General features: G+C 33.7%; 20 protein-coding genes. All 20 read left to right on the plus strand.

The features are described 5' to 3' along the window. Positions 1-8 precede the first annotated feature (8 nt). The 20 genes from rfbD to pseC all read left to right on the plus strand — a co-directional run bounded on the left by rfbD (position 9) and on the right by pseC (position 24,073). Positions 9-884 (plus strand): dTDP-4-dehydrorhamnose reductase, encoded by an 876-nt coding sequence (gene rfbD / locus ACHOLT_RS05680; RefSeq protein WP_425806376.1) that lies wholly within the window; start codon positions 9-11, stop codon positions 882-884. Continuing rightward, a complete protein-coding gene (locus tag ACHOLT_RS05685; RefSeq protein ID WP_425806377.1) occupies positions 859-1,635 on the plus strand; it encodes an ABC transporter permease in 777 nt (258 codons plus the stop codon). Before rfbD ends, ACHOLT_RS05685 begins: the two co-directional genes overlap by 26 nt. 40 nt (positions 1,636-1,675) lie before the next feature. Next, positions 1,676-2,398: an ABC transporter ATP-binding protein gene (locus ACHOLT_RS05690; protein WP_425806378.1), complete on the plus strand. Its 723-nt coding sequence runs from the start codon at positions 1,676-1,678 to the stop codon at positions 2,396-2,398. A 68-nt stretch (positions 2,399-2,466) separates the two neighbouring features. Then, a complete protein-coding gene (locus ACHOLT_RS05695; RefSeq protein ID WP_425806379.1) occupies positions 2,467-6,492 on the plus strand; it encodes a glycosyltransferase in 4,026 nt (1,341 codons plus the stop codon). Next, positions 6,492-7,520, plus strand: a complete 1,029-nt coding sequence (locus ACHOLT_RS05700) for a dehydrogenase (protein ID WP_425806381.1) — start codon at positions 6,492-6,494, stop codon at positions 7,518-7,520. The genes ACHOLT_RS05695 and ACHOLT_RS05700 overlap by 1 nt, the downstream gene beginning before the upstream one ends. 27 nt (positions 7,521-7,547) lie before the next feature. Beyond that, complete coding sequence (locus tag ACHOLT_RS05705) at positions 7,548-8,201, plus strand: D-sedoheptulose-7-phosphate isomerase (RefSeq protein ID WP_425806383.1); 654 nt, start codon at positions 7,548-7,550, stop codon at positions 8,199-8,201. Beyond that, positions 8,202-8,882, plus strand: a complete 681-nt coding sequence (locus ACHOLT_RS05710) for a nucleotidyltransferase family protein (protein WP_425806384.1) — start codon at positions 8,202-8,204, stop codon at positions 8,880-8,882. A 14-nt stretch (positions 8,883-8,896) separates the two neighbouring features. Continuing rightward, a complete protein-coding gene (locus ACHOLT_RS05715; RefSeq protein WP_425806385.1) occupies positions 8,897-9,337 on the plus strand; it encodes a D-glycero-alpha-D-manno-heptose-1,7-bisphosphate 7-phosphatase in 441 nt (146 codons plus the stop codon). A gap of 40 nt (positions 9,338-9,377) precedes the next feature. Beyond that, positions 9,378-11,366, plus strand: coding sequence for a hypothetical protein (locus tag ACHOLT_RS05720; protein ID WP_425806387.1), 1,989 nt, complete (start codon positions 9,378-9,380; stop codon positions 11,364-11,366). 144 nt (positions 11,367-11,510) lie between these two features. Further along, the gene (gene rfbG / locus ACHOLT_RS05725) at positions 11,511-12,569 is read left to right on the plus strand and encodes a CDP-glucose 4,6-dehydratase (protein ID WP_425806389.1); all 1,059 of its coding nucleotides are present in this window, start codon (positions 11,511-11,513) and stop codon (positions 12,567-12,569) included. A 4-nt stretch (positions 12,570-12,573) separates the two neighbouring features. Beyond that, positions 12,574-13,929, plus strand: a complete 1,356-nt coding sequence (rfbH, locus tag ACHOLT_RS05730; protein WP_425806391.1) for a lipopolysaccharide biosynthesis protein RfbH — start codon at positions 12,574-12,576, stop codon at positions 13,927-13,929. A 55-nt stretch (positions 13,930-13,984) separates the two neighbouring features. Then, the gene (locus tag ACHOLT_RS05735; RefSeq protein WP_425806393.1) at positions 13,985-15,169 is read left to right on the plus strand and encodes a lipopolysaccharide biosynthesis protein; all 1,185 of its coding nucleotides are present in this window, start codon (positions 13,985-13,987) and stop codon (positions 15,167-15,169) included. A 580-nt stretch (positions 15,170-15,749) separates the two neighbouring features. Continuing rightward, positions 15,750-16,523, plus strand: coding sequence for a glucose-1-phosphate cytidylyltransferase (gene rfbF, locus ACHOLT_RS05740; protein WP_425806395.1), 774 nt, complete (start codon positions 15,750-15,752; stop codon positions 16,521-16,523). Next, a complete protein-coding gene (locus ACHOLT_RS05745; RefSeq protein ID WP_425806397.1) occupies positions 16,508-17,419 on the plus strand; it encodes an NAD-dependent epimerase/dehydratase family protein in 912 nt (303 codons plus the stop codon). Before rfbF ends, ACHOLT_RS05745 begins: the two co-directional genes overlap by 16 nt. A gap of 54 nt (positions 17,420-17,473) precedes the next feature. Continuing rightward, positions 17,474-18,475 carry a UDP-N-acetylglucosamine 4,6-dehydratase (inverting) gene (gene pseB / locus ACHOLT_RS05750; RefSeq protein WP_425806399.1) on the plus strand — a complete coding sequence of 334 codons (1,002 nt, stop codon included), beginning with the start codon at positions 17,474-17,476 and terminating at the stop codon, positions 18,473-18,475. 43 nt (positions 18,476-18,518) lie between these two features. Next, complete coding sequence (locus ACHOLT_RS05755; RefSeq protein ID WP_425806401.1) at positions 18,519-20,309, plus strand: thiamine pyrophosphate-binding protein; 1,791 nt, start codon at positions 18,519-18,521, stop codon at positions 20,307-20,309. 5 nt (positions 20,310-20,314) lie between these two features. Continuing rightward, positions 20,315-21,367 (plus strand): pseudaminic acid synthase, encoded by a 1,053-nt coding sequence (gene pseI, locus ACHOLT_RS05760; RefSeq protein WP_425806402.1) that lies wholly within the window; start codon positions 20,315-20,317, stop codon positions 21,365-21,367. Continuing rightward, the gene (locus ACHOLT_RS05765) at positions 21,360-21,824 is read left to right on the plus strand and encodes a GNAT family N-acetyltransferase (protein WP_425806403.1); all 465 of its coding nucleotides are present in this window, start codon (positions 21,360-21,362) and stop codon (positions 21,822-21,824) included. Before pseI ends, ACHOLT_RS05765 begins: the two co-directional genes overlap by 8 nt. A 78-nt stretch (positions 21,825-21,902) precedes the next feature. Beyond that, positions 21,903-22,922, plus strand: coding sequence for a UDP-2,4-diacetamido-2,4,6-trideoxy-beta-L-altropyranose hydrolase (pseG, locus tag ACHOLT_RS05770; protein WP_425806404.1), 1,020 nt, complete (start codon positions 21,903-21,905; stop codon positions 22,920-22,922). Positions 22,923-22,942: 20 nt separating this feature from the next. Continuing rightward, a complete protein-coding gene (gene pseC / locus ACHOLT_RS05775) occupies positions 22,943-24,073 on the plus strand; it encodes a UDP-4-amino-4,6-dideoxy-N-acetyl-beta-L-altrosamine transaminase (protein WP_425806406.1) in 1,131 nt (376 codons plus the stop codon). Positions 24,074-24,204: the final 131 nt, after the last annotated feature.

Raw genomic sequence — 24,204 nt, forward strand, 5'->3', positions numbered from 1 at the left:
AAAATGAGATGAAAATTTTAGTAACAGGTATCCGCGGTCAACTAGGCTATGATGTATTGAAGGAATTACAATGTAGAAATATCATTTGTATTGGTGCAGGCCGTACGGAATTTGATATAACTGATTCAAGGCGAACACGGGACTTCATTATGAGTTATGCGCCTGATGCTGTCATCCATTGTAGTGCTTATACTGCAGTAGATAAAGCTGAAGACGATGTGGAAACATGTATAAAGGTAAATGTGGAAGGCGTACGAAATATTGCTGTTTGTTGCAAAGAAATAAATGCAAAAATGGTCTATTTATCAAGTGATTACATTTTCAATGGGAAAGGTGATAGACCCTTTGAGGTAACAGATACTCCTGACCCGCTTAGTGTTTACGGCAGATCAAAGTTAGCAGGAGAAGAAGAAATAAGAAAGGTTTTAAGTCGATATTTTATAGTTCGTATTTCTTGGGTATTTGGCATTAACGGAAATAATTTTATTAAAACGATGATGCGTTTAGGAAAAGACAGAAAAGAAGTTAACGTCGTTGATGATCAGGTTGGGTCACCGACCTATACAGCAGATTTAGCATCACTTTTGTGTGACATGATTGAAACAGAGAAATATGGTACCTATCATGCGACTAATGAAGGTTATTGCTCGTGGGCAGACCTGGCGGAGAAGACGTTTGAGATTGCAAATATGCAAGTTAAAGTCAATCACATTTTGACTGAAAAGTATCCTACCCGCGCAGCCAGACCCGAAAACTCAAGGTTAAGTAAAATAAGCTTAGATAATAATGGCTTTTCAAGATTGCCTGCTTGGGAAAGTGCAGTAGAACGATTTGTAAATGAACTAATGAGGGAAAAGCATGACAAAATATTTGGAGATATATAATAAATATAAGTTCTTACTGGCACAACTAGTAGGAAGAGATTTTAAAACAAAATATAAACGAAGTGTATTAGGAGTTTTATGGAGCCTTTTGAATCCACTTCTTATTATGGTAGTACAATATATTGTATTTAGCGAACTATTTCGCTGGAATATTAATAATTTTGCGGTTTATCTCCTAAGCGGTACGGTAATGTTTAACTTCTTTTCGGAAGCAACCAGCCAAGCATTAACGTCAATTACAGGCAACGCTCAGCTTATAACCAAAGTATATGTTCCATTATATATTTTTCCGATTTCTAAAGTATTGTCTACATGTATAAACTTAGGATTTTCACTCATCGCCTTATTAGCAATTGTACTGATACAAGGCCTATCCTTTAATATTTATTATTTATTTATACCATTTGGACTAGCATGTTTAATTGCTTTTTCCATAGGCCTAGGGTTGATTTTATCGTCTATGATGGTATATTTTCGGGACACCCAGTTCTTATATGGCGTAATCTTAACTTTATGGACGTATTTAACTCCTTTGTTTTATCCAGAAAGTATTATACCGGATAGATTTAAGCTATTTATCGAGCTTAACCCGATGTATTACTTTATACGTTATGTAAGGAGCATAATTTTAAACGGGAGTTTACCGACATTTAGCGATCATATGATTAGTTTAAGTTTTGCCATTATAACACTAATGCTGGGGTTATTTATCTTTAAAAAAAGCAAAAAAAACTTTATTTTGAATATTTAATTACTTCTAGAAGAAGGCACTATGAAAGGATATACAGTTCATGATTCATATTAATCATGTTACCATGGATTATAGGATTCAAAAGGAACATATAAGAAGCTTTAAAGAATACTTAGTAAGTGCGCTGAAAGGAAAAGTGACTTATGAAAGTTTTCGAGCAATAGATGATATCGACCTATTTATAAAAAAAGGAGAGGTCTGTGGCATTATCGGTAGGAATGGTGCTGGAAAAAGCACTTTGCTGAAAATGATTGCCGGAGTCCTTACTCCAACTAAAGGAAACATTAAAATTGAAGGTACAATAGCACCAATGTTGGAACTGGGTGCGGGTTTTGATCATGATTTAACAGCAAGAGAAAATATTTATTTAAATGGCGCAATTCTAGGTTATTCAAGAAAGTTCTTAGAAAGTAAATATGATGAAATAGTTTCTTTTGCAGAGCTTGAAAATTTCATTGAAAATCCAGTGAGAACTTTCTCTTCAGGTATGATCATGCGCTTAGCCTTTTCTATTGCGACTTTAGTTGAGCCCGAGGTATTGATTATAGATGAGATCTTATCTGTTGGAGATGCTCATTTCCAGAAAAAAAGCGGCGATAGAATGAAGCAGCTAATAAATGGAGGGACAACTGTACTCATGGTATCACATTCCAATAATCAAATTAGGGAAATGTGCAGTCGAGTCATTTGGTTGGAGCATGGGAAGGTCATTATGGATGGTGATGCTGAAAAGGTCTGTACTGCCTATGAAGCAAAGGAATAATAATGTAAATATAATTAAGGACAAGATTTCTTAGCCGAAATATAGATATAACAAGTAAGGAGCATACCATGATTATTGAGAGCCAGAATGGTAAGAAAGTTTATTCAGATGGTAGTCAAACAGAGTTGAATATGCTAAAAATCGCACAGGAATATCCGGAGGATTTATCCCAGGATTATATTGCACAAAACAGCGGGTACACGATCAATAACACCTTTTCTTCCGTCAGACGAAATATTCTAAACTGGTATTCTTTTAAAAAAGATAGTTCAGTTTTAGAAATTGGTGCGGGCATGGGGGCTGTCACAGGACTTTTGTGCGATAAATGTAAAAATGTTACTGCTATTGAGATGAATGAACTGCGAGCAGATATAATTCGTGCGCGTTATCAAAATCGTGATAATCTTACCGTTATCAGTGAAGATATAAACTATTGGACAAGTAATGAAAAGTTTGATTATGTTATTTTTATTGGTGTTCTTGAGTATGCAGGTTGCTTTTCCGATAGTCATCATCCTTATGAGGACTTCCTATCTAACGCTAAAAGAATGCTGAAAAAGGATGGCATACTTCTCTTTGCAATTGAAAATCGTTTTGGATTAAAATACTGGTGTGGTGCAAGCGAAGATCATTTGCAGACGCCATTTATCGGGCTAGAAGGGTATCCTCAACCTAAAACCCCAAAGACCTTTTCCAAGGCCGAGTTAAAGAATATGTTACAAAATGTTGGTTTTGGTGATAACCGTTTTTATTATACACTTCCCGATTATAAGTTTCCGCAAGCCATTTTTACGGATGAATATTTGCCTAAGTACAACGACTTAGAGAAAATTCCATTTACTTATTCAAGAAATAGCCTTTTATTTGTCAATGAAAAAAAACTATATAAAGATATTTTGCAAAATAATGTTTTTGATTTTTTTGCAAATTCTTTTCTTGTAGAAGCAACTATAGAAAAACTTCCGAAAAAACATGTGGTTTATGTATCCGCTCGTGGAGAATGTAAACAGGATTACCGTATTGTAACAACAATTGACAGCGACCATTTCGTGACAAAATCCGCAGTTCATAAAAAGGCGTTAAAACATTTAAAAAATACATTCAATAACAATGAATATTTGAGGCATTGCGGTATTTCAGTTCTTAATGCTAATTGGGAAAATGACACAATGAAATATTCTTTTTACTCCGGTAGCAAAGCAGATGATGTATTTTTTAAATGCTTAGAAGAAAATGACTTCAAGGGTATATGCACTCTGATAGATCATCTTAAAAATGCACTTTTGAAGAGTTCCCCTCTATCTCAGTCAACACAAAATATTATTACGAAAAATAACCTGTCAGAAGAATTATTTAATTACGGAGTTGTCTTAAAAAAAGGTTTTATTGATATGACCTTATATAATGCTTTTTATGACAAAGGTGAATTAACTTTTTATGATCAAGAATGGTGTTTTGATGACGTACCTCTGAAATTTATTTTATATTATGCATTTAAAACATCTTTTAGAAGGGCAAAAGTCTCAACTAATATATTGTGGGAGAATATCCTAGATTGCTTAAATATAGGCAATGAATCAAAGATTTACGATAAGCTCGAAGAATTCATTTGGTCTAATGTTCTTTATCGACAAGGTGATGTTTATGGAGGGGACGGTTACTGCAATCAGTATAATGAAAACTTAACTATAAATCGTGTTTTGGAGTCATTAAAAGAATTACCTAAGTTAAAACAGGAATTAGAAAATCGTTCAGGACATATTCAACAATTGCAAACTGCTCTTACTAATAAGGAAGGCCATATTAAATTATTATTGGAATCTGACCGTGAGTTAGAACGTATCAAAGCCTCTCGTTCTTGGAGATATATGGGTTATTTTTGGAAATTAAGAGATGTTATTGTTCCAAAGGGCAGTAAACGTCGACTAGGAATAAAGATGGCCGTGAAATGTGTAAAAATGCCCCGTCGGGTTGCAAAAGTGATTTCAAAATCTAATATAAAAAAATTCTTTTATTACTTAAAGCGGGAAGGTGTTGGTGGAGTTAGTCGGAGAATTGACGACTATATTATCAAAACAGACATACAACCACAGCATCTAAATATTACTTCTGTTGAACTAGAACGTATAAAAGATATCAATGAATATGAAAAACTAAGTTTTAACCAATGGAACAAGCCTGAGGTTTCTATTATTATTCCAATTTATAACCAATTTAATTTTACCTATAACTGTTTAAATTCCATATTGCAAAATAGTGGAACAGTAAGTTATGAAGTAATCATTGCGGATGACTGCTCAACGGATTTAAGCACTAGAATTGGAGAAGTGGTTAGCGGAATTACTGTTATTAGAAATGAAGAGAATTTACGCTTTTTAAAAAATTGCAATAATGCTGCTAAATATGCTAAGGGTAAATATTTATTGTTTCTTAATAATGATACTCAGGTACAGGAAAACTGGTTGGAACCGCTAATTTTCTTAATAGAAAGTGATGAAAAAATTGGGCTGGTTGGTTCAAAACTTGTGTATGCAGACGGAAAACTGCAAGAGGCTGGCGGAATCTTCTGGAAAGATGCTTCAGCCTGGAATTATGGAAACCGTAGCGATCCAAATGAACCCGAGTATAATTACATTAAAGAAGTCGATTATATCTCAGCAGCAAGTATTTTAATTTCTAAAAAGTTATGGCAGGAAATTGGTGGATTTGATGAAAGATTTGCCCCTGCCTACTGCGAGGATAGCGATCTTGCCTTTACTGTAAGGAGTAAAGGATATAAAGTAATGTATCAACCGAAATCCGTTGTAGTGCATTTTGAAGGAGTATCTAATGGCACGAATATATCCAGCGGGCAAAAGGCATATCAAAACGTAAATCAAAAAATTTTTTTTAAGAAATGGAATGAGACACTTGGAAAAGACAACTTCCCTAATGGAGAGAATGTTTTTTTAGCAAGGGATCGGAGTGGAAATAAAAAAACAATTTTAGTCGTTGACCATTATGTCCCTACCTATGATAAAGATGCCGGAAGCCGAACAGTTTATCAATATCTTAAACTATTTGTACGAAAAGGATTTAATGTAAAATTTATTGGTGATAATTTTTATCCTGAGGAACCTTATACTACGACTTTACAGCAAATGGGTATTGAGGTGCTCTATGGCTCATACTATGCAAATCATTGGAAGGAATGGGTCAAAGAACATGCTCAGCATATTCATTATGTACTTTTAAATAGGCCTCATATTTCAGTTAAGTATATCGATTTTATCAGGGAATATACCAAAGCCAAAATTATATATTATGGTCACGATTTGCACTTTCTGCGTGAGAGGCGTGAATACGAACTTACTGGCGATAAAGCAATCTTAAATTCTTCTCTTGACTGGAAGAGAGAGGAATTAAGTCTAATGAAAAAAGCAGATTGCGTTTATTATCCGTCTTTAATAGAAGTAGAAGAAATTAAGAAGATTGACGCTTCAATAAACGTAAAGGCAATTCCAGCTTATTTATTTGAAAATGTTAAAAAAGAATCTTATAATTTTGCGAATCGAAAAGATGTAATGTTTATAGGAGGTTTTGGTCATAAGCCGAATGTAGATGCAGTAGAATGGTTGGCAAAAGAGATTATGCCAATTTTATCATCGTTAAATCCTATGATAAAAATTCATATTTTAGGCTCTAAACCGCCTGAAAGTATTACAAGACTTTCAAGTAATAATTTGATAGTTCATGGTTATGTAACTGATGATGAATTAGAAAAATATTATAGAAGTTGTCGTATTTCTATCGTGCCGCTTAGATACGGCGCAGGAATCAAGGGTAAGGTTATTGAAGCCATGAAATTTGGTATGCCTGTTATCACTACATCAATTGGTGCAGAAGGAATAGAAGGAGCAGACAAAATCTTAGCCATTGAAGATAATCCAAATTCTTTTGCAGATAAAATCGCTCAACTTTATGAAGATGAAAAGCGACTAATGATTATGAATGAGAAATCTTATCATTATATTATGAATAACTTTACACCGGAAAATGCTCAAAAGGTTATTGGTGAAGATTTTGATATGAATGATGCAGGGGAGGAGACTTGATGATAATACGATCAAAAGCGCCCCTAAGATTAGGCTTTGCGGGAGGTGGTACGGATGTATCACCATACTGTGATGAATTTGGTGGTGTAGTTCTAAATGCTACGATTGACATGTATGCATACTGCACCATTGAACCAACCAACGACGGAAAAATTACGTTTTATGCTTCGGATAGAGAGGAATATTTTGAAAGTAAATGCACGTCATTTCTACCAATCGATGGTTTACTACCACTTCATAAGGGGGTTTATAATCGGGTCATAAAAGATTATCTAAACGATAAACCGCTTTCGTTTCGTATGACAACCTACTCCGATGCCCCTGCCGGCAGCGGTCTTGGATCTTCTTCAACTATGGTTGTAGCTATTTTAAAAGCATTCATGGAATGGTTAAATTTACCTTTGGGCGAATATGACTTAGCATCACTAGCCTACAAAATTGAACGAAAGGACGTAGGGCTATCTGGCGGAAAACAAGACCAATATGCAGCCACGTTTGGGGGATTTAACTTCGTTGAGTTTTCCAATAATGATAGAGTCCTAGTTAATCCATTACGCATTAAAAACTGGATCAAAAACGAATTAGAAAATTCTTTGGTTCTGTATTATACAGGTACTTCAAGAGATAGTGCAAAAATAATTGATGAGCAAATTAAAAATACTGAGAAAAAAGATGAAAAGTCTATTGAAGGAATGCATGAATTAAAAGCAGCAGCCTTTGAGATGAAAGAGTGTGTTTTAAAAGGTGATTTTGATGGTTTTGCACAGTGTTTAAAAAAGGGATGGGTAAGTAAGAAAAAAACGGCTTCTGTAATTTCTAATAGCCATATCGAAGAAATATATAGGTTTGTTATGACTCATGGTGGTAAAGCGGCAAAAATATCCGGTGCGGGTGGCGGAGGTTTTATGATGATTATCTGTGATCCTAAAAAACGGTTCGAATTGACAAAAGCTCTCAAAGAGAAAGATGGTTTTGTAATTTCAACAAGCTTTACTGAAAAAGGAACTCAGGCTTGGACCTTACGTTAGAATTATCTTCTGAATGGGGGACTTTTTTTGAAACATTCAACTAAGGCAATCATTGATGATTTACTGCTAAGATATCCACTGCTCACAAGTTGTTATCAAAGTATTGTAGCTTCTGTAGAAGTTCTAATAAAATGCTATCAAAAAGGGAATAAGTTGCTAACCTGCGGAAATGGGGGCAGTGCTTCTGACGCACAGCACATTGTTGGAGAATTAATGAAATCATTTGTTCTCCCTAGAAAATTATCGAATCTCAAACAAAAGTATTTGGAGGAAATGTTCCCAAATAACAGTCAATATTTAATTGATAATCTGCAGGATGTTTTACCGGCAATATCTCTCCAGGGAGAAACGGCTCTTACAAGTGCTTATGCCAATGATAATGCTCCAGATTTGGTATTTGCACAACAAGTTTTAGGCCTTGGTGCAGTAGGAGACGTTCTCTTAGCTATTTCTACTTCAGGTAATTCTCGAAATATTCTTTATGCTTGCGAGGTAGCTCATTTGCAAAAAATGTATGTTGTTGGTTTGACTGGAGAAACAGGCGGAAAAATGAAGGATTTATGTGATGTTTTGATCAATGTTCCTAGTCGGATAACCTACAAAATTCAAGAACTGCATCTCCCAATCTACCACTGCATATGCTTGGCTTTGGAAAATGAATTTTATGGGGAGGAAAACTGAGTGGAGGCGATTATTTTAGCAGGAGGCTTTGGAACAAGGCTAGCTCATATTGTAAGTAATGTACCCAAGCCAATGGCCCCTGTTAATGGTCAGCCTTTTCTACAATATATTATCGATGACTTAATTGGAAAAGGTATTACTAAAGTAGTAATAGCAGTAGGCTATAAAAAGGAAAGTATTATAGATCACTTTGGAAAGAGCTATAAAGGGTGCGAAATTATCTATTCTAAAGAAGACACCCCATTGTTTACAGGAGGCGCAATTAAAAAAGCCCTCAACCAATGTCGGGATCAAAATGTATTTATAATCAATGGTGATACTTTTTTTGATGTTAATCTACTAGAGATGCTTAAGGATCATCGAAAAAATAATGCCGATTTGACAATAGCTACAAAGGAAATGGAAAACTTTGAACGATACGGAACTGTTATAATAGAAAATAACAAAATTACAAGGTTTTTGGAGAAAAAGCCAGAAAGAGATGGTATTATAAATGGGGGTATTTATCTAATACGAAAGACTATTTTATTAACGTTTAATGAGGAAAGGTTTTCCTTTGAAACTGAAATAATGGAGAAGAAATTAAATGAACTAAATATATATGCTTATATGAGTAATGGTTATTTTATAGATATAGGTGTTCCAGAAGATTATGCAAAAGCGCAGTTGGATTTTGCCTAACAGGAGATTGTAAAATGAATAAAGCAGTTTTTTTAGATAGAGATGGAACTATAAATGTAGATGTCAATTATTTATATAGAATTGAAGATTTTCGTTTTATTGAGGGGATGCCCCAGTTTATTAAGAAATTTAATGATTGGGGTTATAAAGTTATTGTAGTTACCAATCAAGCAGGAATTGCTAGAGGGTATTATACCGAAAAAGACATGAACAAATTACATCGTTTTATTAATAATGAACTTAAGAAAATAGGGGCTCATATCGATGCATTTTATTACTGCCCTCACCATCCAGATATTACGGGTCCATGTCATTGTAGGAAACCAGAGTCAGGAATGATTTTACAGGCAATTAATGATTTCAATATCGATGTAAAACAATCTTTGTTATTTGGCGATAAGATGTGGGATATCGAGTCGGCTGAAAAATGTGGTATTAAAGGTTTTTTAGTTTAACAAAAATAATTTCTTCAAAAGAGTAAAGGAAGGTAAAAGATTGGAAAAGGCTGCATTAAAAATATCTAAAACTACTATATCAATTTTATCATCACGTTTTATTACATATATTTTTTTGGTATTGCTTTTTCTATTTAACTTTTTATGGTTTTATAAACTTGGATTTAAAACCATAATGGGCGATGATCTTTCTATGTGGTCATATTTTAATAATTCATCATCTATAAAATCTCTAATATTTAATTATAGTGGAGGTAAATATAGACCTATTTTTATTTTATTTAGCTTTTTTCTTTTTAAGTTGTTTTCTTATCACTATACATTATATTTTTATTTTAATATTTTGTTTAACTTTTTAATTATCTTTGCCTTTTTTCATATAATAAAAAAAGTTTCTAATAATAGTTTTATAGCTTTTTTAATAAGCATTTTATTTATTACATCTAGATTCTCTTATTATAATATTTTACAAACAACTGGTTTTTTAATGTCTTTATCATTATTTATATTTTTACTTATAATTTATTTTAGTATTGATTATTTAAAAAGTGGAAAAACAAAAAATGCTATCTTTATTTTAATTTTAAATTTTTTGATTGTATTTACATATGAAATTTATATAGTATTAGTACCTTTTTTATTTTTTATTTTTTTTAATAAAAATTTTTATTTAAAAAAAATTAAACAAATAATTATTAGTTCCTTAGTTTTCTTGCCTTTTATTATTAATTTTTCTTTAAAAATTTTTGCTTTTCATTCAAATGCACTTATAGGTACGGCTGGTCAAGCTATCACTTTTAATATTGCCAGAATTATTACTTTCTTTTTTGATGGAGTTTTAAATCTTTTTTGGATAAACGCTGGACCTGAATATTTAAACGGAATTACATTTTCTTCTGTTACTAAAAATATTAATTTGTATATTGCAATAAATATACTTATTTTAATAACAATCTTTATTTTTTATTTAAAATCATTAAAGACAGAAAAATTTAGTCAAGCAAAATTATTTTTATTATTTATTTTACTTTTATTCTCTCTTTTATTGGCTGCTTCAATAACAATTAGACAAGAATTACGTTGGTTATTTGCACCATTTCTTATTTTCCTAATCTATTTTAGTTATATTTTTTCAAATATAAAAACTGTAGGATATAGAAGTACATTTATTAAATATCTTTTATTATTATGCTTTTGTATGTTAACAATTAAAGTTGACGTATATTATAAATCATATTTACCTAATGTTTATTTTGTAAGTGCACAAAAAATATCGGATTCATTATATGAACAAACAATTCAAAAATATGGGGAAAATATTGCAAATTTTAATGTTATTTTAATCAAAAACAATAATTTAAATTGGCCAATGTTAAATTCTGATTCTACCTTTTTTTTGCCTTATCTTCAAGACAAAAAGTTTAAAGTTAACTTAGTAGACAACACTAAGAATTTGGTAGAAGTTGGCTCCAATAATAACGAGAAAATAATTGCACTAGAATTAAATAATTCAACGAATCAAGTACAAGATATATCAGGCCAAATACAATATCTCAAATCAAAAGCAAGAGATGAAAAAAGTTATAAATTTAATTTTATTAGTAACTTTTCAAATGGTAACATTGAACCCAAAAATAAAATTGTTGATACTCCGAATGGGTCAGGAGTATTTTTAATGGATTGGAATATAGGTTCAATAAAAAAACAATCTATGACAATACTTAGTGGTTTTGAAACAACTTATAAAGATATTCAAATAGGTGAAGATAATAAACTTAAAGTGTCTTTTGGAATGCCGTATACCAATGGTGACGGGGCTAAAGTTATAATATATGCTGTTAATAATAACGAGAAAAATAAGATATTTGATTCTGATATTAAACCGGGAAGTAATGAATGGGAGAATATAGATATTTCACTTAAAGATTATGTTGGACAAAAAATAGATATTATTTTTAGTACAGTATCTCCAAGTGGGGACGAAACGGCTGATTGGATTGCTTTAGCCGATGTTGCAATAGTAAAATAAGTGATAATATTAATATTCCAACGGATAAAGCTGTTGCTTTAAAGATATTTAATGTAGACTATTTTTTATAGAAAAGAAAGTTATTCTAAGGAGAAAAATAAAACTGGTAGTAGATTTAATAGGTTACTGAAAGCGTGGTCATATATGTTTGATATAGGATTTTATGATGGGAAAAGAGTTTTTGTAACTGGACATACAGGGTTTAAAGGTTCCTGGCTTTGTCGTATGTTAATAAATGCTGGAGCAATTGTTACTGGATATGCGTTGAAGCCACCGACCATCCCAAATTTATTTACACTATGCGATGTTCAAAATAAAATGAATTCAATTATTGGTGATGTGCGTGATTTGGCTTCCCTCAAATCTGCTTTTGAACAGTCAAAGCCAGAAATAGTATTTCATCTTGCTGCACAACCGATTGTACGTGACAGTTATAAGGATCCCCGTACTACTTATGATATTAACGTTATGGGTACAGTTAATATACTCGAATGTATCCGAACATCAAATTATGTTAAATCGTTTCTTAATGTTACAACCGATAAAGTCTACCAGAATAATGAATGGGTATGGGGTTATCGAGAAAACGAACCCTTGAATGGATACGATCCTTATTCGAATTCGAAATCATGTTCTGAGCTTGTAACCCATGGTTATAAAAGTTCTTTTTTTTCTGATGGTTGTGTAGCTATATCTACTGCTCGTGCAGGAAACGTAATTGGTGGTGGTGATTTCGCAAATGACCGTATTATTCCCGACTGTATCCGTGCAGCGGAGAAAAGAGAGTCAATTATTGTCCGCAATCCACATTCAACTCGCCCCTACCAACATGTGTTGGAGCCTTTATACGCATATCTAATGATCGCATCAAATCAGTATAACGTTGGAAAATATGCAGGCTCTTATAATGTAGGTCCAGATGAGAGTGATTGCATCACAACGGGAGCTTTGACTAATCTTTTTTGTAAAAAATGGAGTGAAGAACAAAAATGGGAAAATAAGTTTATTGATGGCCCTCATGAGGCAAATTTTCTCAAGTTGGATTGTTCGAAATTAAAGAAAACTTTCGGTTGGCATCCCCGCTGGGATATTAGCGAAGCCATTAATAAAACTATAGAATGGACAAAAGTGTATTTTAATAAAGGCGATATTCCTGCAATTATGGACAAGCAGATTGCTGAATATTTAGCCGGTGAGGAGTAATTTTATGTTTGAGAATATGTCCGAACAACAAGCAAGGAATCACATATTGAATTTGGTAACTCAATATTGCAATACATATCACAATCAAAATAAGACTTATGTAGAAGGACAACGTATACCTTACGCTTCCCGTGTTTATGACCATGAAGAAATGGTTAATCTCGTTGATAGCTCGCTTGAGTTTTGGCTAACTGCAGGACGTTATACTGAGAAATTTGAAAAGATGTTTGCTGAGTATTTATGTGTAAAAACCTGTGCGCTGGTTAACTCGGGTTCATCAGCAAATCTTATTGCTTTTATGACGCTAACTTCATCCCTTTTAGGGGACCGTGCTATTAAACGCGGAGATGAGGTGATTACAGTTGCAGCTGCTTTTCCGACAACGGTAGCACCGATGATCCAGTTTGGCGCTATCCCGGTATTTGTCGATGTCACAATTCCTCAATATAATATCGATGTATCTTTTCTCGAAGAAGCTTTATCTGAGAAGACTAAAGCTGTTATGATTGCACACACTCTTGGCAACCCCTTTAATTTAACAGCGATAAAAGCCTTTTGTGATCAGCACAAACTTTGGCTGGTTGAGGATAACTGTGATGCATTAGGATCTAAATATACAATCAATGGGCAAGAGAAATATACCGGATCTATCGGTGATATAGGAACATCAAGCTTTTATCCGCCGCATCATATGACGATGGGGGAAGGAGGGGCTGTATATACAGATAATCCTTTGTTGGGCAGGATTATTAAGTCTTTCCGGGATTGGGGACGTGACTGCATTTGTCCTTCCGGCCATGATAACTTTTGTGGGCATCGTTTTGACAGACAGTATGGAGAATTACCGCTCGGCTATGACCATAAATATGTTTATTCACATTTTGGCTATAATTTGAAGGCGACAGATATGCAAGCGGCAATTGGTTGTGCTCAATTGAGAAAAATCCCTAAGTTCACTCATTTACGGAGGCACAATTTTGATCGGTTAAGGGAAATGTTAGAGTGTATTTCTGATAAGGTAATCCTTCCTGAAGCTTGCCCTAATTCAAGCCCGAGTTGGTTCGGATTTTTAATTACATGTAAAAACGGGGTTAATCGCAACTCAGTAATTCAGCATATCGAAAAGAATGGTATTCAAACAAGGATGCTTTTTGCTGGCAATTTGCTAAAACATCCTTGTTTTGATGAAATGAGAAGTTCGGGTATAGGCTACCGGGTAGTGGGTGAACTTAAAAACACCGATAGAATTATGAATGAAACATTCTGGGTTGGTGTTTTCCCGGGAATGACAGATGAAATGATCGATAAAATGGGCAAAGTAATTATTGAAGCTGTTGAACAGGCTTATGATGCACAATAAAAAAGCTATTCAAAATTTTATAGGTACGTTTATCTATCTATTTTCAATATGGTTGATGACATTGGTAACTGTACGCGTGAGAAACTTTTATGATGCGGGAATTCTTTCTCTGGCAATTACGATTACGAATGTGTTTTATATGATATCATGCTATGGAATGCGTTCTTTTCAAGCTTCGGATATTATTGGAGAATATTCTGACCAGCAATATAATAACTCGCGTCTAATTACTGTCACAATAGGATTTACACTTTGTTTAATTTTTACATTTAATTTGGGATATGAAAGTAGCATTATTTTGGCAATTAGCTTATATATGCTATTTAAATCTATTGAAGCATTCACAGATGTATTTCATGGAATTTTTCAAAAAAATAACAGATTCGATTATATTTGTATTTCTTTAATACTTAAAGGAATTTTTGGATTTGCCATTTTTATTAGTTCCCTATATCTTGGCAAGAGTCTTAATTTGGCTCTGGCCCTTTTATTTATTACATCATTAGTTACCGTTTATATTTATGATTTACCACGAATCAGAGATATAGCAAATCCTGTTTTTAATTTTGACAAAGAAAGCCTAAAATCAACGTTTATATTATTAAAATCAACATTTTTATTGATGATTAGCTTGATCATTCCACAGATTTTACTCTCTATTCCTCGTATTTATTATGAAAAGCATTACTCTTCTGAGCTTTTCGGGATTTTTTCTTCTTTATCTGCTCCTACAATTGTTATAACCACTTTTGTATCAAGTGTTCTATTGCCCTTTTTGCCTCAATTGGCTATGTATTATAATAAGGGCCTAAGGAAAGGTACTTTTCTGACATTAAGCGGGTTTATTGGCATTACAGTGTTTGTTGGCGTTATTGCAGAAATTGGAGCGTATTTTTGGGGAAATCCTGTTCTCGAGATAATGTTTGGTAAGGGAGTTTTACCATATAGCGAGATTTTTGCAAGTATAATTCTGGTAACGACACTTTCTGCAATAATTATGTGCTTGAACTTTTTTTATATAGTGGCCAGAAAATTGATCTCAATGAATATCATATTGTTTATAGGTTGTATTGCTTGTTATTTTGTATCCCCTACACTTATTGACAGGTATGGAATGTATGGTATCACTCATACTCTGATAATTTCACAAATGATTCAGGTAGTACTTTTAACCAGTAAAATGCTGCTGCTTGTTTTCAGAATGAAGCCAAAAGATAGCTGTGAAATCATAATAAGATGAATATAAATTGACTAAAAGGTATTTAGTTTTAAATGTCGAACAATATCGGGAAAAGAGTTGTATATTTCGGAGGTTATAAATTTATGAAGAAAATATTGAAGATATGTAAATTACTGTAACTAATGTGATGACTAAATTATCCAAGAATGATTATGAATAAGTATTTATTGACAATTGTTCATGGGATGAAACTCTAAAAAATTCTCTTACCTGGGCTTCTAAAATTCACCTGATTGATTCCTGAGTTTTAGGAGGGAAAATAATAAGGTGGCTTGGGGGAAGAAATAATAGTGATGAAGATGTTTTTTTAATACGTCCCTTCATCAATCAAAATAAGGAAATCCACATGGCTTATAGGTATTTTGATACGCAATGTAATACGTTGATAAATACATCCAAAGATCTTTCTCTGCGTTTAGTACAAATTTTATCTATGAGATTATTGGTGACGATATAGGAGATTATAAATAGACCTCTTGTAGTGGAAAGGAAGTTATAGATTTTGATTCAATAGGCTTAAACAGGCAGTCAAAAGGCTAGTAAAATAAATTAAGAGAGTGGAGATAAGGGGAGATAAGAATTGAAAGTAGTAATATTGGCAGGTGGATTTGGAACACGTATTGCGGAAGAAAGCTATCTAAAGCCCAAACCGATGATAGAAATTGGGGAGAAACCAATATTATGGCACATTATGAAGTTGTATTCTTATTACGGCTTTAATGAATTTATCATTTGCTGTGGTTATAAACAGCATATTATTAAAGAATGGTTTGCTGATTATTATCTGCATAATAGTGATATTACTTTTGATTTTACAAGTAGGAATAGGATGACGATTCATAATAATGTAGCAGAGCCATGGAAGGTAACGTTGATTGATACTGGATTGCATACAATGACGGGTGGGAGAGTTAAACGAATTAGGGAATATGTAGGAAATAAAACGTTCCTGCTTACCTATGGTGATGGTGTTTCGGATGTAAATATAGAAAAGACAGTTCAATTTCATAGAAACCATGGGAAAATTATTACAATGACGACTGTGCAACCCGATGGTAGATTCGGAGTAGTAGATATTGATGAAAACAACGTAGTTAAAAGATTTGCCGAAAAAAGCAAAAGTGATGTGGGCTGGATCAACGGTGGTTTCATGGTCGTGAATCCAGAAGTTTTTGACTATATCCAAGGAGATAGTACAATTTTTGAGAAAGAGCCATTGATGAATTTATCTGTAGAGGGTCAATTGATGGCCTATAAGCACGATGGTTTTTGGCTTTGCATGGATACACAAAGAGATAAAGAAAAACTTGAAGAGCTGTGGCAAGGTGGGAGTGCCCCATGGAAGATATGGTAGAAAAGAAAAAGACAATTTTATTAGTCGGTGCGAGTGGCTTCATGGGACGGAATCTCAAGGAGTTTTTAGAAAAAGAAAATGAGTTATATGATATTTATGCGCCTACAAGTCATGAATTCGATATTTCAGATGAACGAGCAGTTAAAAAGCAACTTGAAAAACGGCATTATGACGTTATTATTCACGCTGCTGTATTCAATCCTAGGGTAGCCTCTAATAAAGATTCTTCAAAGGAACTCGATAAAAATTTGCGAATGTTCTTTAATTTTGAGAGATATCAGAAGCTCTTTGGTAAAATGTTATATTTTGGATCCGGCGCTGAATTCGATAAGCGTAGAGAAATAAGCATGATTAATGAGGAGAATGCTGGAAACGGGATCCCTACGACAGATTATGGTCTTTATAAATATATTACTAACCGATCTATACAACATAGTGAAAATATATATAATCTACGGATATTTGGGTTGTTTGGAAAATACGAGAACTGGAAACGTACCTTTATTTCTGGGGCATGTTGTAAAGCAGTCAAAAATCTACCTATAACGATACGTCAAAATGTGTATTTTGATTATCTATATATTGATGATTTTTGCAAAATCGTAGAGTGGTTTATTAACCATGACGTTAGGCACAAGGTGTATAATGTAACATCTGGTAAAACAATTAACTTATTAGCGATAGCAAATATCATAAAAAAAATTAGTGGTAAAGAACTTCCTATTTATGTTTGCAAAGAAGGCTTAGCAAACGAATACTCGGCAAGTAACGAACGACTTTTAAAAGAAATCGGGAGTTTTAAATTCTTGCCGATGGATGAAGCCATAAGTGATTTATACGTTTGGTATTATAATCACAAAGAAGATATAGATGTTTACTCGTTATTATATCAATGAAACTTGGCTAATTGAATTGTAAAAACATTGGACTTGTATAAGGAGGATAATTTAATGCTTAATGGGAAAACAGTATTAATTACAGGTGGTACAGGGAGCTTTGGTAAAAAATTTTTAGAGATGATTCTCGATAGATATACACCCAGTAGATTAATAATTTACTCAAGAGATGAATTTAAGCAAAGCAAAATGAAAGCAGAATATGAAAAGAAATATGATATGTCAAAAGTAAGATTTTTTATCGGAGATGTAAGGGATAAAGATCGTTTATATAGAGCATTTGATCATGTTGACTATGTCATACATGCAGCAGCTATGAAACAGGTGCCAACATGTGAATATAATCCATTTGAGGCTATTAAGACAAATATTCACGGAGCTCAGAATGTGATTGATGCTGCCATTGATAGAGGGGTTAAAAAAGTAGTTGCGTTGTCGACAGACAAAGCAGTAAACCCTATAAATTTGTATGGTGGAACAAAATTGGTATCGGATAAATTATTTATTTCAGCGAACGCATATAGTAAAATCAGCGGAACAAAATTTTCTGTTGTTAGATATGGTAATGTCGCGGGTAGTAGAGGCTCTGTAATACCAATTTTTAAAAACTTGATTGAAAAGGGTGAAACAGAGTTACCAATTACTGATCCAAGAATGACACGTTTTTGGATTACCTTGGAACAGGGTGTTGAGCTAGTCTTTAAAGCTTTGGAAGAATCAAATGGAGGAGAAACATATATTTCAAAGATTCCTTCATTTCGGATAACTGACTTAGCAGAAGCGATGTTGCCAGGAGCAAAAATTAAAAACATTGGAATTAGAGAAGGCGAAAAGTTGCATGAAGTTATGATTACAAAGGATGACTCCACCTTAACTTATGAATATGATAATCACTTTATAATTTACCCTAATTTTGACTGGTGGAAGTTCGATGCTAATTTGGTTGGAAGTGGTATAAAAGTTAAAGAAGGGTTTGAATATAGTTCAGAGACTAATAAAGAGTGGTTTGATATTAAAGGATTAAGAATGGAACTTGAAAATTTGGGACTTGAATGAAAGTAAGTAATTTAATAACGTCTATAAATAAGGAGAACTATTTATGAAGGTATCGGATTATGTAGCTAAGTTTCTTACTGAAAACGGGATAAATGATTTGTTTTTAATATCGGGTGGCGGAATAATGCACCTTCTTGACAGTGTTGGTAAGCAAGAAGGGTTAAATTTAGTTTTTAACCTTAATGAACAGGCGACAGGAATATGTGCTGACAGCTATGCGCAATACACAAACCATCTAGGTGCATGTTTAGTAACAACGGGTCCTGGTGCAACAAACGCTGTCACTGGTTGCGCAGGCGCTTGGCTTGATTCTAGCCCGGTATTATATATATCTGGACAAACAAAAACAGCGGATATGGGACAGGTAAAAGGCCTTCGCCAATTTGGAGCACAAGAAATTGCCATTGTTCCAATGGTGACTCCAATAACTAAATATGCCGTTACTGTTATGAAGGCAGATGAAATAAAATATCATCTTGAGAAAGCAGTATATTTAGCAACACATGGTAGGAGAGGCCCGGTATGGGTTGATATTCCACTTGATATTCAAGGGAGTCAAGTGGATTTAATGGATATGAAATGTTTTAATCCAGAATCCGAAGGATTAATCGAGACATACACTGTTGAAACTGATGAAATATCTAAGGTCTATGATTTGCTAAATAAAGCTGAAAGACCAGTTGTATTATTGGGGCATGGCGTTACGGCTTCTGGAAAAGGTGAAAAGTTACGTCAATTATTCAATGAATTTAGAATTCCTGCTTTAGTTACTTGGAGAGCAAAAGGTATATATGGTGATGATGATAAATTTTTTATGGGCTCACCGGGTATTCCGGCAACACGATATTCAAATTATGTCCTTCAAAATTCTGATTTTTTACTTATCATTGGAAGTCGATTAAATCCCGCTATAACTGCATATGCAGAGGATAATTTTGCTCCTAATGCTGTTAAAGTCATTGTAGATATAGATAACGATGAAATAAATAAATTAACTATACCATTTGAATTGAAACTAAATATGGATGCAGGTATATTTATTGAATCATTAGTAAAAAATAAAAAAAAATTTGCTAATAAACAAAAAGAAGATTGGATTAATTATTGTATAAATATCAAGGCAAAATATCCCCTGAATAAGGAGATTCAACCCCTTGATAATGAGGGTAAGGTTGATGGTTTTAAGTTTGCTGATAAACTTTCGGATTACATTACAAGTAATGACGTAATTATTGGTTCCTCTTCTGGGAGAACATGTGGTATATCCCATATGGCAATTAAATTAAAAAAAGGACAAAAATTTATTACTTCAATGGGTATTGGTTCTATGGGATGGTGTTTACCAAGTGCAATTGCCAGTTGTGTAGCAAGTGGAAGACGCCGGACTATCTTATTGGAAGGTGACGGTAGTCTCCAGCATAACATCCAAGAGTTAGCCTTGATAAGTACATATAAATTACCAATTAAACTTTTTGTTTATTCTAATTCAGGGTATGCATCTATTTATGTCATGCAGAAAAATAATTTTAACTCGAATTATGCAGGATGTAACAAAAATAGTGGGGTGGATTTTCCGGATATGGAATCGATCGCCAGGACTTATAATTTAAGCTATTATGTTATTAAGTCAGCCGGTGAGATAGATAAAATTTTAGACAAGGTGATGAAAGATGACAAACCAGTTCTGTGTGAAATAGAAGGTTCTATTAACTTTGATGAAATTCCAAAGTCCAAGACTATTGCACATAAAGATGGTACTTTTTCATCTTCTAAACTGGAGTATTTATATCCATTTATTGATTTAACTGAACATAATGAGAACATGATTAGGTGAAAAATATGAAATTATATGATGTTGTGAATTCAGGTGGAGTATATGTTATCGCCGAAATGTCAGCAAATCATGCTGGAAAATTAGAAAATGCTCTAGAAATAGTTCATGCTGCTAAGCAAGTTGGTGCAGATTGCGTAAAGATTCAAACTTATACTGCTGATACACTAACACTTAATTGTGATAATGAATACTTCAGAATTAAAGATGGGCTTTGGAATGGCTACAAATTATATGATCTTTACAAGGAAGCTTATACTCCTTGGGAGTGGCATAAAGCAATTAGGGATGAGTGTGAAAAAATAGGGATAGATTTCTTGTCTACTCCATTTGACAAATCAGCTGTTGATTTCCTTATTGAACTTGGTGCTGAGTTTTTTAAGATAGCTTCGTTTGAACTTGTAGATATTCCATTAATCGAGTACGCTGCTAGTAAGGGTAAACCAATGATAATTTCATGTGGTATGGGCTCAATAGATGAAATTCAAGATGCTGTCGATGCTTGTAAACGACAAGGAAACGATCAAATCGTTTTGCTCAAATGCTGTAGTGAATATCCTGCGAATTATTCGGATATGAATCTTGCGGTTATACCAGACATGAGAGAGCGTTTCGGTGTGCATGTAGGACTTTCTGACCATTCAATGGGAAGCATTGCAGCTATTGTAGGTGTAAGCCTTGGCGCATGTGTTATCGAAAAACACTTTTGCTTAAGCCGCGAAATTGATAATCCAGATGCTACTTTTTCAATGGAACCACATGAGTTCGCTTCTATGGTTTCCGACATTAGAACATCGGTTTCTGCTAAGGGAAGAGTAAATTATGAGCTTTCAGAAAAAGAAAAGAACAGCACGGTTTTCCGTCGTTCCTTGTTTGTCTCGAAAGATATTAAAAAAGGTGAAATATTAACGGAGGAAAACGTTCGGTGTGTTAGACCTGGTTATGGAATGAAACCGAAATTTTATAAGTATATTCTTGGTAAAAAAGCTGCTTGCGATCTGAAATTTGGAACTCCTATTAGTCAAGAAAAGATATGCGACGGGAAGATTGAGGATGAGTAATGTATTTTTGCGACCGGTTAATTGGTCGGATGTTGATTTCTTATATGAATGGGCAAACGATAAACTAGTTCGTAATAATTCATTTAGCACAGCAATAATACCGTATGATGAACATAAAAGATGGTTCGAAAATTGTATGGCTGACAGAAACACTATTATGTATATGCTATGCAATAATGAATTAAAAATTGGGCAGATAAGGCTTAATTGTGAGGAAGATACGGCAAAAGTTAATTATAGTGTGTCAAAAGAGTATAGGGGATTGGGATATGGAAAAATCATGATTCATTATATGGAGAAGAAAATCCTACTTGATAGACCGGATATTAAATTTATTATAGCTTTTGTTAAGAGTGAAAATGAGGCATCGAAGAAAGTCTTTGAAGAAAGTGGTTATACAGGAACGTATGATAATAACAAACAACAATATTTTTATCTAAAGAAGTTAACTAGATAACTTACTAGTAAATAAGCGATAGGCTAGGTACAAATGACAAAAAATATGATTTTACCATAATTAAAAGAGAGTACTTACATGATTGGAATTAGAGTAGATGTTAATGAAACAATAGCAACAGGTCACTTTATGCGATGCCTTTCCATTGCGCAAGGGATACGAAATTCGAATATCGATGTTCTTTTTATATCAGCAGATTCGAGGACAAGTAAACTTGCAGAATATTATCAATTTCAAGCTATACAACTTAATACGATATGGGATGACATGATTTCTGAAGTCGATATTTTAACGAAGATTATTTGTAAATATCGTATTAATAAGCTAGTTGTAGATAGTTATTATGTGACAGAAGAATACTTTCGAAAGCTATCTGAATATGTAAAACTGATTTATATAGATGATATCAATAAATTCAATTATCCTGTTGACGTACTTATTAACTATAATGCTTACTTTAATTTATTTAATTATTCCCAAACGTATAAGGAAACAAATACAAAACTAATCTTAGGACCAAAGTACGCTCCACTTCGAAATGAATTTCGAGGTATAAATTATAAAGCAAATGAAATAGTTCAAAATATATTGATAACTACAGGTGGGGCTGACACTTACGAAGTTGCTGTTCATTTAGCAAAGGCAATCATTAAAGATGATAGGTTATCTCAAATTAACATTCATATTATTGCAGGAAGATATAGTAAGATTACTGAAAAAGTTGATCTCAAATTATACTCTAATATTAGAATACATAAAAATGTAAAGAATATGTCGGATTTAATGAAACAATGTGATATTGCCGTTGCTGCAGGTGGATCAACACTATATGAATTATGTGCATGCGGAGTGCCTTCGGTATCATTTATATTTGCAGATAATCAAGCATTTGGTGCTAAAGCTTTTGATGATATGAATCTAATACCGTTTTCAGGTGACGTAAGAAATGGAATGGATAAGTGTCTAGAAAAAATAATAAGTAATATTCAATATTACATAACTAATTATGAAATTAGAAAACAAAAATCCCGAGCCATGCAATTACTGGTGGATGGCTTTGGAGTTGATAGAATTGTTAAAGATGTATTTTGCTTATAAGTAGAAGGAGAGCTAAACCAATGTTTATACCTTATGGAAGACAGACAATTGATGAAGATGATATTCAAGCCGTCTGTGAGGTTCTTAGGTCAGATTACCTGACAACTGGGCCCAAAATCTCAGAATTTGAAAAAACTGTTGCGGAATATGTTGGGGCAAAATACGCTATTGCTGTTTCCAACGGAACTGCTGCTCTGCATGTAGCTTGTCTCGCGGCAGGGATTGGCGAAGGCGATGAGGTTATAACTACTCCTATCACTTTTGCTGCGTCCGCTAACTGTGTGTTATATTGTGGCGGTACTCCTGTATTTGCTGACATTGATGCGAAAACATATAATATTGATCCAGACGATATTAAGAGAAAAATTACATCAAAAACGAAGGCAATTATACCTGTACACTTAACTGGGCAGCCCTGCGATTTGGATGCAATCCATACAATTGCTGACGAGTATAATTTGATTGTCATTGAAGATGCCGCACATGCTCTGGGTGCGGAATATAAAGGTAAGAAAATCGGTGCCTTATCACATATGACAGAGTTTAGTTTCCATCCGGTAAAGCACATAACAACCGGTGAGGGTGGTATGGTTACAACGAATGATGAAAAGTTGTACGAGCGTTTAAAGTTGTACCGAACACACGGTATAACAAGAGAGGAAAGCCTCATGCTCAATAATAATGAAGGCGGCTGGTATTATGAGCAAATCGAGCTAGGGTATAACTACCGTATAACGGATTTCCAGTGTGCATTGGGCATAAGCCAAATGAAAAAGATTAATAAGTTTGTTGAGCGCAGACGTGAGATTGCAGCAGAGTATGATAAAGCCTTTGCTAAAGTTGAGGGAATCATAACTCCTTATCAGGCAGAAGGATGTAAAAATAGTTATCATTTGTACGCAATACAGGTTACCAATATGCCACGCAAAGAAGCATATGATAAATTACGTGCAGCTGGGTTGGGTGTTAATGTTCATTATATTCCGGTACATAAACATCCTTATTATCAGAAAAATGGTTACTCAGATGTTTGCTGTCCCAGTGCCGAGGCACTATATAGCAGGTTGATTAGCTTACCAATGTATCCCTTGCTGACAGATGAAGAGATTGAGTATGTTATTAAAACGGTCAAAGGATTAGGTGGGTTATAAATATGATTTGTAGAGTATGTGAAAAGAAAAGTCTCTATTGTCGAGCTTAGAGGAAAGAACCATAATTCTAATATCCATCATGCCAAACTGTTAAACGAGTTTCTGGACAGAAACAGCTATCAATTTTCATC

It is taken from the genome of Desulfitobacterium nosdiversum (assembly GCF_049860565.1).
Classification (GTDB): Bacteria; Bacillota; Desulfitobacteriia; order Desulfitobacteriales; family Desulfitobacteriaceae; genus Desulfitobacterium_A; species Desulfitobacterium_A nosdiversum.